The organism is Alkalibaculum sporogenes (assembly GCF_009362815.1).
In the GTDB taxonomy this organism is placed as follows: Bacteria; Bacillota; Clostridia; order Eubacteriales; family Alkalibacteraceae; genus Alkalibaculum_A; species Alkalibaculum_A sporogenes.
This window is the reverse complement of the sequence record NZ_WHNX01000051.1, coordinates 1-11361: the sequence shown is the minus strand read 5'-3', so window position 1 is coordinate 11361 and position 11361 is coordinate 1. Positions and strand designations below refer to the sequence as shown.

General features: G+C 31.2%; 9 protein-coding genes. 7 read left to right on the top strand and 2 right to left on the bottom strand.

The window, feature by feature from the left end; genetic code table 11:
• Positions 1-312: 312 nt before the first annotated feature.
• The gene (putP, locus tag GC105_RS15920) at positions 313-1788 is read left to right on the top strand and encodes a sodium/proline symporter PutP (RefSeq protein WP_425481542.1); all 1476 of its coding nucleotides are present in this window, start codon (positions 313-315) and stop codon (positions 1786-1788) included.
• Between the two features lie 70 nt (positions 1789-1858).
• On the opposite strand, the gene GC105_RS15915 is transcribed toward putP, so the two are convergent.
• Positions 1859-2884 (bottom strand): potassium channel family protein, encoded by a 1026-nt coding sequence (locus GC105_RS15915; protein ID WP_152806811.1) that lies wholly within the window; start codon positions 2882-2884, stop codon positions 1859-1861.
• A 166-nt stretch (positions 2885-3050) separates the two neighbouring features.
• Between GC105_RS15915 and GC105_RS15910 the strand changes: the two genes are divergently transcribed.
• The 3 genes from GC105_RS15910 (at position 3051) to GC105_RS15900 (ending at position 6959) form a co-directional block, all read left to right on the top strand.
• Positions 3051-3794, top strand: a complete 744-nt coding sequence (locus GC105_RS15910) for a DUF6385 domain-containing protein (protein WP_152806809.1) — start codon at positions 3051-3053, stop codon at positions 3792-3794.
• Positions 3795-3872: 78 nt separating this feature from the next.
• The gene (locus tag GC105_RS15905) at positions 3873-4580 is read left to right on the top strand and encodes a DUF6385 domain-containing protein (RefSeq protein WP_152806807.1); all 708 of its coding nucleotides are present in this window, start codon (positions 3873-3875) and stop codon (positions 4578-4580) included.
• A 510-nt stretch (positions 4581-5090) separates the two neighbouring features.
• A complete protein-coding gene (locus GC105_RS15900; RefSeq protein ID WP_152806805.1) occupies positions 5091-6959 on the top strand; it encodes a diguanylate cyclase in 1869 nt (622 codons plus the stop codon).
• A gap of 90 nt (positions 6960-7049) precedes the next feature.
• Here the strand turns inward: GC105_RS15900 and GC105_RS15895 are convergent, their stop codons facing one another.
• The gene (locus tag GC105_RS15895; protein WP_152806803.1) at positions 7050-7853 is read right to left on the bottom strand and encodes a histidinol-phosphatase HisJ family protein; all 804 of its coding nucleotides are present in this window, start codon (positions 7851-7853) and stop codon (positions 7050-7052) included.
• 527 nt (positions 7854-8380) lie between these two features.
• Between GC105_RS15895 and GC105_RS15890 the strand changes: the two genes are divergently transcribed.
• From GC105_RS15890 to GC105_RS15880, 3 genes are all read left to right on the top strand, one after another.
• The gene (locus GC105_RS15890; protein WP_152806801.1) at positions 8381-9595 is read left to right on the top strand and encodes an L-lactate MFS transporter; all 1215 of its coding nucleotides are present in this window, start codon (positions 8381-8383) and stop codon (positions 9593-9595) included.
• 115 nt (positions 9596-9710) lie between these two features.
• Entirely contained in the window at positions 9711-10466 is a 756-nt protein-coding gene (locus tag GC105_RS15885; RefSeq protein ID WP_152806799.1) for a J domain-containing protein, read from the top strand.
• 20 nt (positions 10467-10486) lie between these two features.
• Positions 10487-10927, top strand: a complete 441-nt coding sequence (locus tag GC105_RS15880) for an MOSC domain-containing protein (protein ID WP_152806797.1) — start codon at positions 10487-10489, stop codon at positions 10925-10927.
• Positions 10928-11361 lie beyond the last annotated feature (434 nt).

Here is an 11361-nt window from a genome sequence, read left to right as displayed (position 1 = left end):
CGTTAAGAATTTTTGACTGTTTGAGCGTAGCGAGTTTCAAAAATTCTTAACGTTAATCGTCTCCTTCTTTTGAATTTAGCGAAGCTATCGTTTGCTAATGTTTTAAAAATACTCTATAAAGTTAGCTACTTTGATATATGATTTTTAAAAAAGGGTTCGCTGAACCAAATATCTTTTCATGCGATTGCCGTGTTTAATACGCAGATACTATTTCATAAATTTCAATAAACTGATAGAATATTAAAGTAAAACTTTATTCAGTTGGGGTTTTCATGTTGGCACTTAAATTATATTTGAAGAGGTGATCATTTGATAGTAAACATTGTATTTATATTTTACCTTATTGGAATGCTTTTAGTGGGAATCTACTTTTATAAAAAAAATGAGAGCATGTCTGATTATGTTATTGGAGATCGTAAACTTAACCCCTTAGTAACGTCACTAAGTGCGCAAGCATCAGATATGAGTGGCTGGCTTTTACTAGGGCTTCCAGGGCTTGCATATGCGTCCACTAATGGGATGGTAGAAGCTGTATGGACAGCTTTAGGGCTTGCAATTGGTACATATCTTAACTGGCGGTTTGTAGCAAAAAGACTTAGGAATTATACATTTATCTCAGGTGATTCAATTACTTTACCTGAATACTTTGAAAACAGATTTAGAGATACCTCTAAACTTTTGAGACTAATATCCGCGTTCTTAATATTATTATTTTTCTTGTTCTATACTGCATCAGGCTTTGTTGCTGGAGCAAAACTATTTAATACTGTATTCGGATTTAATTACACATTAGCCTTAATAGTTGGAGTTTTAGTTATTATTTCTTATACGTTTTTAGGCGGATTTATGGCTGTTTCATGGACAGACATGTTCCAAGGATTATTAATGTTGATAGCAGTTGTAGTTACACCAATTGTTGCTTTATCGGCAGCTGGTCAAGTAGATGGTCTCATAAATACAGCATATATAGATTTTCAAAATATATTTACCTTTAGTACAGGAGAGCCAATCAGCTTCTTAATCATTTTTTCGTGGTTTGCATGGGGTTTTGGATATTTTGGGCAACCTCATATTTTAGCAAGGTTTATGGCTATTCGTTCAGCAAAAGAAGTGAAGCCAGCACGAATAATTGCAATGATATGGGTTGTGATTTCTCTTGCGGCTGCAGTTATAGTAGGTATTGTTGGACGTGTTTATCTTAATACTCCATTAGACGAAGGAGCTTCAGAGACTATATTTATGGTTTTAGTATCTGACTTATTCCCAGCAGTTATTGCAGGAGTACTATTATCTGCAATTTTAGCAGCTATTATGAGTACAGCAGATTCACAATTATTAGTTACATCATCGGCAATTACAGGTGATTTCTACCGTACAGTGTATAAGAAAGACGCATCTCAAAAAGAATTGTTATGGGTAAGTCGTGGAGCTGTTATATTGATAGCACTTATTGCTGGAATATTAGCATTGGATGAAAATAGCTCGGTATTTAGATTAGTTTCATATGCGTGGGCTGGATTTGGTTCTGCCTTTGGTCCTGTTATTTTATTATCTCTTTATTGGAAACGTATGACTCGAAATGGAGCTCTTTGGGGTATGATTGCAGGGGGTATAACTGTAGTTGTTTGGAAAAACCTCAGCGGTGGCATATTTGATCTATATGAGATTGTTCCAGGAATGATATTATCACTAGTAGTTATTGTAGTATGTAGTCTTTTAGATAAAGAACCTTCAATAGAAATTCAAGAAGAATTTGATAAAGTTAATAAAATAAATTTACAAAATTAGTCGATTATACTTGATAAAATGTCTAGTACAATTACTTAGCAAGTTGAAAATAGAGAACAGAAACTGTTCTCTATTTTTGTATGCATCTTTGGCCTTTATCATTAGCAAACTCTCTAAGTTTATTTACCTGATTCTCCGTACCTAAAACTACCATGGTATCACCTATTTTTAGTATTTCATCAAAACTAGGATTGAAGACTAAATTATCACTATTACATTTTTTTATAGCTAATATTATTAGTCCTGTTTTTTCTGGAATTTTTACTTCTCCAAGAGTCTTATTCACTATAGTTGAATTGTCGCAAATAATCACATCTTCTAGGTCTAAAATTACGTCTCCAGCATGAGTTATTAAATCTAAAAAAGCTATAACAGTAGGTCGAAGCATAAGAGCTGCCATTCTACTTCCACCTATTTCATTTGGTGAGATAGTGTTATTAGCACCAGCTTTTTTTAACTTTTCATCAGTATGTTTATTGATAGCTCGAGATACAATGTACAGATTTTCATTCATTTGCCTTCCGGTTAGTACGGTATAGACATTATCGGCATCATTAGATAATGAACATAGAAGCCCCTTGGCGTGTTGTATTCTAGCCTTATCTAATATAGAATCTTGAGTAGCGTCTCCGTGAATGGCATAGATGTTGTTTCTAATTAGTTCATTTATTTTTTCTTCATCTTTATCAATTACAATAAATGGTGCATTGCTTTTCACAAATTGATTTATAGCATGTTGGCCAGTTTCACCTCCTCCACATATTATATAATGATCTTTTAATTCAGCTATCTTGTTTTCCATCCGTCTCTTCCTCCATATATCTTTTAAATCTCCTTCTAAAAACGAAGAAACTAAATTAGTAAATAAATAACCAACAGTACCTAAACTAAAGAAAATAATGAATATAGAGAAAATTTTAGCGTTTACATCCATTTCAGCAACTTCTGTATATCCTACAGTCGATATAGTTATAACAGTCATATACAATGCATCTATGATGCTGATATCGAGTAAAATTTTATACCCTATTGTACCAGTAAGGACTAACGATATTAATATAGTTACAATAAACTTAAATTTATGATTAGTATCCATTGAGTTCACCTTTTATTTCTTTTATTTCATGCTAAATAAAGTATACCACTTATTATGTTGAATTGTATTACCTACTTTATCCTCAGCAGATTTTTTAAATATGTTTTGTAACATAATTCATGTGAATGTCTATCATAAAGTAAGATTAAACTAGAGTGGTGAAAGAATGCGTACTTTGCAGGTAAATCCAATTGAAGTGAAAAGTTACACAGAATATTGTAAGAATATAAGGAGAGATATTATTTTAGTTGGAAAGTGTAGTGACGATAACTATTATCTTTCTGAACTTATTTTTAAACCTATATTGTATACCAATATGATTGTTAATAAAGCTATATTAAAGATGTACTGTAAATCAGTATGTAGCGAAAAGGATTCTATGAATATTTGTATTAACAATGATCTTATAAGTGTTAAAGTGTTTAATGTAGGCACATATAAATGGGATATTACCAGTATCTTAGAATGTAGAAATGGTGACAACCTAAAATTACGTGTTTATACAAAAGATAAAATGCGCTGCTGTGGATTGAAAGAATTTGAATCTATAGATAAGAAAAAAGGTCCCGTATTAGAGTTAACTATGTCTGATATATTTAAACCAGTTAATATTGTTGAAGAATATTTATCAACAAATATATTAAACTATTCTAATTGGATAGATTGCATTAATTTAAACAAATACTATTATTTCATTGAAAATCTAGGAAGTAGTGGCGTGGAAATATTTATTGAAATAAGCCCTGACAAATCTATAGTGTTTCAAGATTCTGGACCATTTTTAATAACTGCCAACTCAGTATTGTATTTACAACCAATGAGAGAAAGTCAATATGTTAGAATTTCTTATAGATCAGTACAGTCTAGTAGTATTAATTTAATTAAGTTATGGTTTCAATCAAAAGATTAAATATCATTATCCATTTTTACAATTAAAACATAGAATAGATTAGGGTATACCCTAAAAAAAATATGGAGTGATAAATTAATGCCAGGAATGCCAATATTTCAAGATTCACCATCCCAATTAAAGGGTCAAATATATGTATTAGATAATACAACTGAAAATGTAGTGCCACTACAAGTTGATAATACTGGGAGCCTAGCTATAAATGGGACTGTAGATCTCGGAGCAGGATCAGAAGTAACGCTAGCGCCAGGCGCTGAAGTATCTTTATCGCCTGGAACAGAAGTATCATTAGTTGATGGAACAGATATAGATAATGTAGCATCAGTAACGACAGTAGATACAATAACTAATGACGTAAAAGTAGTAAATGGTGATACAGAATTAAATGTTGAATTATCAGCAGGAACAAATGTAATTGGTAAAGTAGAAAGTGAGCTGATATTTACCAATGTAGATGCGTTTGGCGAAGCAATACCTTTAACACCACAAACTATAAGTAGCGCAACTACTGTATATTCGGAAGTACAAGATATTTCGAAAGAAACTTCATACAATTGGTTTGTAAAAAACACAGGAACAACTTCAGCAAATCAAGATATCACATTAAAGGTGGAATTAAGTCCTGATGGAACAAACTGGTTAGAAGATACAGGATCAGTTATAAACGTAGCACATGATACTGCTAAGATGATTACTGTTACTAATTTTTTACAAAATACAAGGTTCGTTATTACAGGAGGAGTAGATGAAACAACAGTTATCAGTTGTTTTCAAGCTCAACACTAGTTATATAAATCTAAATTTATTCTAAGTGTAATTAATAAAGGGAATAATTTAATTCGCATTTAATAATGATAGACAAAAGTATTATATTAAAATTAACAGATAATAAAAGTTCTCATAAATGAGAACTTTTATTACGTAGTAAGTAGTTAACTGTATTACATATAATCTACACACACTTATTTAGCGGGCTTCTTGCTCCTTTTAGTCGCTACAAGCCTCGCCAACCCTGACAGGGTCAACCTGATAGTACATATTACATTGCAGACATTTGGCTACTGTCTACATAAGAAAAGTGAAATATATTAGATAAATTATACAATAGCAAGATTGATTAGGGTATTATTGTGGTATATTTGATATATAAAATTTGAATTTTTTATTGTAGCTAGTGATATTCTTTAATATATTTGTTTAATATATTGAATTATTTGAAGTGCATTGTGTGTCGTTAATATCAGGGAAGGTGCTAATTGAGGTGAAATTAATTTTAGGTAAGGAAGTGGTGTAAGTGTGAAACAAAAACGTAAATCAACTAAGCGCAAACCTGATATACGTATTGATATTATCAACAGTAAAAATATGGGGGATGCATTGAGACAGAGTGAAGAAAAATATCGACTTATGTTTGAGCATTCACCTTTAGGTGTATTTTATTTTAATAACAAAGGAATAATCACTGACTGTAATGAAAAATTCGCTAAAACAATTGGATCATCTCGTGAAGTTCTTATTGGTTTAGATACGTTAAGATTACCAGATGTTAAAATAACAGCAGCTATACAGGGTGCCCTAGAAGGTAAATTAACTACATATGAAGGAAATTATAAATCTCTTACTGCTAATAAAATAACACCAGTAAGAGTAACGATTGTCCCAATAGTATCAGAGGATAAACTAATTGAGGGTGGAACTAGTATTGTAGAAGATATTAGTGAACGAAAAAAAATGGAAGAGTTAATATTTAATGAAAAAGAACGTTTGAAAATGACAATACTATCCGTTGGTGATGGTGTTATCTCGACAGATAATCGTGGTAGGATACTATTGTTAAATAAAATAGCAGAACAGCTTACAGGTTGGACTCAGCAAGACGCAATTGGACAACCATTAGATAAGGTGTTCAACGTTATAAATGAGTTTACAAGAGAAAAATATGAAAATCGCTATTCAAAATTATTAGGGATAAATAATAATAGAGAATTTGTTGACAATGTTATTTTAATTTCTAAAGAAGGTATCGAATACCCTATTGAACATAGCAGCGCACCTATTAAAGATGAAGATAATAATATTAATGGAGTAGTATACGTTTTTAAAGATTTTACTGAAAAGAAAGAAAGACAAGATAAAGTAGAATACCTAAGTTTTCACGATCAATTGACAGGTTTATATAATCGTAGATTTTTTGAAGAGGAATTAATAAGACTTGATACTGAGAGAAATTTACCACTTACTTTAGTAATGATTGATGTAAATGGTTTAAAACTAGCGAATGATGCTTTTGGTCATTTAGTGGGAGACCTCATATTAAAAAAAGTAGCTGAGATTATTCAAAAACAATTTCGTTCAGATGATATTGTAGCTAGAATCGGCGGTGATGAGTTTGTAGTAATACTGCCTAATACCAGTTTTGATGAAGCAAGATTAATTGTCAGTAGAATGGATACTATTATATCTAATGAAAAAGTTGATTCTATTAATTTATCCATTGCCTGCGGTTGGGAGACTAAGCATAGACACGACGAGAAGGTAGTCACAGTTTTTAAAAAAGCTGAAGATAATATGTACAGGCAAAAACTATCGGAACATACTTCCTTGAGGTACAAAACTTTAGATATCATACTTAATACCTTATATGAAAAAAATAATATAGAAGAAAGCCATCTTAAAAGTGTTAGTCAGTTATGTGTTGAACTTGGAGGTGCATTAAAATTAACAAATGAACAAATAAGTGAACTTAAAAGCATTGGTCTAATGCATGATATAGGCAAGATAGCTATAGATGAAAAAATATTAACTGAAACAAAGTCACTTAGTGAATCAGATTGGATTGAAATAAGAAGGCATTCAGAAATTGGGTACAGGATTTTAAGTTCTATAAATGAGTATGCAGTTTTAGCTGGTTATGTATTAGCCCATCATGAAAGGTGGGATGGAACAGGGTATCCAAAAGGTTTGAAAGGCGAGGAAATACCTTGGCAATCAAGAATCGTTGCAGTTGCGGATGCATATGATGCCATGGTTAGCAAGAGACATTATAAAGAAGCACTGAGTAAAAAAGATGCAATGGAAGAAATTAAAAGAAATGCAGGTACTCAATTTGATCCCGAGATTGCAAAAGTATTTATAGAGAGTGGTTTGGGAGAAGAGCAGAGTTAAGTGGAATTTCTGCTCATACCAAACCAATTTATCCACATTAACAGGCACTAAGGCTCACGCTTCAAAACCCCTACTAAATAAAGTTTCGCTTTATAATTTCACAGCATGTGGAGTTCTTTTATTATAAGAATATACGGCATCAAAACCAATTTGCTTTAGCATAAGATATACTGGAGCAATATTATTACCGATCATACTAACACTATGGGAATCTGATCCTACAGTAAGAATTTTGCCATTTAGTTCTTTATATACATTTAATATAGTTTGGGAAGGGAAAATTTCCATTGAACTAGAGCGAAATCCTGAGGTATTAATTTCAAGGCCTATATTTCTTGAGATTGCTTTTTTAAGTATCTCATGAATTAAGTCTTTGTAATCAGAATGATGATATTGACCGTTTATATCAAAGGCATAACGTTTCAGAAGATCAAAATGTCCTATTACGTCCATATCGCCATAAGAAACACATTTAAGTAATTCTTCGAAATAGGCTTTATAACTTTCTAGTTGTTCTTTTCCTTCTATATAAACTGTTAAATCATAAACTCCCAAATTATGCACAGACCCAATAATAAAATCAATATCTTGATTAGTAGTAAAAGGTAGTATCATTTCTTTTAACAAATGAGGTTCTCCTATTTCAAGACCTTTTTTGATAATTAATTTATTATTGTAAAAGTTTCTTAGACGAGTTATATCGTTATTATAATGCTCCATTTGCAAGTGGCCATAACAAGGGTCACCCTCTCTGACAGCAAGATGTTCCGTAAAACAGATTTCTGATATACCTTTATTTACAGCACTTTGGCACATTTCATCTATAGTTGATTGTCCATCCCAAGAGTGGTTGGAATGCATATGATAATCTAATAATCTTTTTATATTTATCACCTCAATAGTATATTACTATTCTTTTAGGATATAGGCAATAATATAACGTTTTCAGAATCACTAAGCAAGTCTATATATGCCTAGAACTTTATGTAGCATATATTTAACATCTATTTTTTGCTTTATAATTATTTATCTGTGTGTTATAATTTTTAAAATATATTAACTGAAGCTATATATTAATCTAGACAGTTTTATTTATACAATGCCTAAATTAGTAAAGTGATTGCAAATCTAGCAATTCAAAGAATATAAAATAGTATAGCTATGGAGAGTTAATTGCAAATTTAAGTAAAACAAATAGCATAACTCACACTAGAGAGTCTTGTTATTTTTTTTATGTAGTAATAGAATTCATAAATGAGAATACCTATAATAAGATATATTACATATTAAGTATATTAATTAAGTTGAAAATTACATCTAAAGAGGCTTGTCATATTCAGTAAAATAAATTCAATTATATAGCAGAAAACAATATATTCTAACTAAAACAGATAAATTGACAGAAAGTTGGTTTAAGTAAAATGAGAAAAATAATAAATCAAAAGATAACTGAATCTAAGAGATGGTTTTATGTACTTTTAGGAATTATAATAATGATGTGTTTAGGAACTGTCTATTCTTGGAGTGTTTTTAGACTTGGCATAGAAGAAATGTTTGAGATAGGAACTACTCAAAGCGGGCTGCCATACATGGTATCTTTGGCATTTTACGCAATTTTCATGTTGCTCACAGGTAGACATATTGATAAACATAGTCCTAGATTAATCATTTCAGTAGGTGCTATGCTTGTAGCGTTAGGTTGGATTCTATCTTCTTTTACGTCAAATGTGTATATGTTGACTATTACTTATGGTGTGATAATCGGCTCAGGTGTAGGTATAGCATATGGTGCGCCAATTACTGTAGTAACGAGATGGTTTCCAGAAAAAAAAGGTCTAGCAGTAGGACTTATACTGATTGGATTTGGATTATCTCCTTTAGTAACAGCACCACTTGCTAGGAATCTAATCGAAATCTATGGAATAATGAAGGTTTTTTTAATTTTAGGAATATCATTTGGAGTCATTATTCCTATACTTGCCTATCCCTTAAAGTATCCTACGCAATTAGATAATAGAAAATCAACTGATATAGTAGATATAAAAGATACTAAATACGATATAAATACAAGAACTATGATTAAATCAGATAGCTTTAAGGGTTTATACTTTAACTTTCTTATTGGGACGATGATTGGGCTAATGTTAATAGGTATGACGAGTAAAGTAGGCGTGGAACTAGTAGGATTATCATCAAGAAATATTGCAATTCTAATATCGATATTTGCGGTATTCAACGGATTAGGAAGGCCAATATTTGGTTGGATTACTGATAAATTATCATCCAGAAAAGCAATGCTAATATCTTATGGATTAATTACTACAGCAGCATTATTAATGCTAATGGCAGAGACAGGAAGTCTATTAATATTTGCAATATCATTTTCAATATTTTGGTTTAATCTAGGAGGTTGGTTAGCTATTGCACCTACTTCAACACTATCTATGTATGGGACTCAATATTATAGTCAAAATTATGGAGTGATATTTACTGCTTACGGCATAGGAGCTATTCTGGGAGTTTTGGCTTCTGGATTAATAATGGATGTTCTTGAAAATTATTACTCCATCTTTTATCTTGTAATAAGTTTATGTATTATAGGTGTGTTTATAACATTTAAATCAATCAAAAGTTAATAAATAATTTATGATTTTAAGTTATCGTTACTATAAACTACTATGTAGAAATAAAGTGATGTAGTATTGGTGACAACTAAGCAATAGCTTAGATTAAGGGGAGTCTTATTCAATTATGAATACAATGAAAAAGATAGCAGGTAAGCTTACATATGTACTAGGACAGGTTATATCTTTTATATTAAATGTACTAATAAATATAGTAGATACCATAGTAACATTAACAAGAAATATTAGAAAAGGTATGATGGCTTTTTTAGGTATGGGAGGGTGCCTACTGTTAATGATGTTAGGAGGACCTTTAGGAATTGCGTTACTTATGAATCCAACTTCAATGCTAATAATATTATTCTTTATTATATTTCCGATTTTGGGGACTAAGTTTGTATCCTATTTAAAATATGTTAAATATATGGTTACGGAGTTTTTATTTGACTATTCTTTCTATTTAATAGATGGTAAGAAGAAGGTGTTTGATTCTTTTAATGAATACGGAGACAAATACAAGAAGATGGAAGAGGAAAGGCGTAGAAAAGAACAGGAACAAAGACAGGCTCAAAATCAAAAAGCTTGGGAAGATAGATTTAGACAATGGAATGAATATCAAAGATCACAAGGAGGTGCAAGTGGCTACAGTAGCACCAATCCTACTTCTGAGTTTAAAAGTAAGTACGAAAAAAGTTGCTCTATACTTGGTGTTAGTATAGATTCTGATAAGTATGAAATAAAGCTAGCCTATAGAAAGAAAGCTAAAGAGTATCATCCTGATATAAATAAATCATCAAATGCAACGAAGGTATTTCAAGAAATAAATGATGCCTACGAGTTTTTAAATGATAATAATATTGATAGATACAAGGGCTTGAGATAACTTTAGATAGGAGTGTTGAAATGTCACAATTAATGACAATAAGAGTTAAACAGTCAAGAGGTGAGTCGGCTGTAATTGTGGAGGAAGCTGTGTTAGAGGCAGGTTTGGGCATAAGAGGTGATGTGTTTTCCGGTAAAGATAAACAAATAAGTATGATGGATGGAGATGCCAAGTTTTATATGGCTAGTGATAGAGAAGATGGGTTTTGCATATCAAAATTTTCAGAAAATATAACAACCACAGGAATTAATTTTGAGGTATTAAGTAAGCACTCAAAATTAAGTATAGGAGATACAACGATACTTCAGATCATACAGAAAGGAAAAGAATGTCATGTTCAATGTCCAGTCTATAATAGAGAAGGAAATTGTGGGTTAGCTAATAAAGTAGCATATGCAAAAGTAATAACAAGTGGTAACGTTAAAAATGGAGATAAGATAAGAGTATATGAATGTATATAGTTAGCAAGTATTGAATTTAAGTCACAAGAAAAAGGTTTTGAAAGTTTGATATAAAAGTATATTGACAAATGAAATGTAAGAGTTTATAATTAAAAATCCACTGACTGATTAAGAAATGGTAGTGGATAGCAATGAAGAACAGCATAAAAAAATAATTTCAAAAGTAGTTGACAAAACAATCGCCACGTAATATAATAATTAAGCTGCTTCAAACGAGGCAGACAATAAAAATTAACAACAAAACAAGCGATAAGCTTTAAACACAAGCGACAACATAGGTATTTGAAAATAGAATAGTGCACACAACCTAAACAAAATAGTATAAGACTTACGACGAAAGTTGTAAGCAACAAAGTAACAAAAGTAATGCCAGCAAAATTAGTTTTAATTTGAGAGTTTGATCCTGGCTCAGGACGAACGCTGGCGGCGTGCCT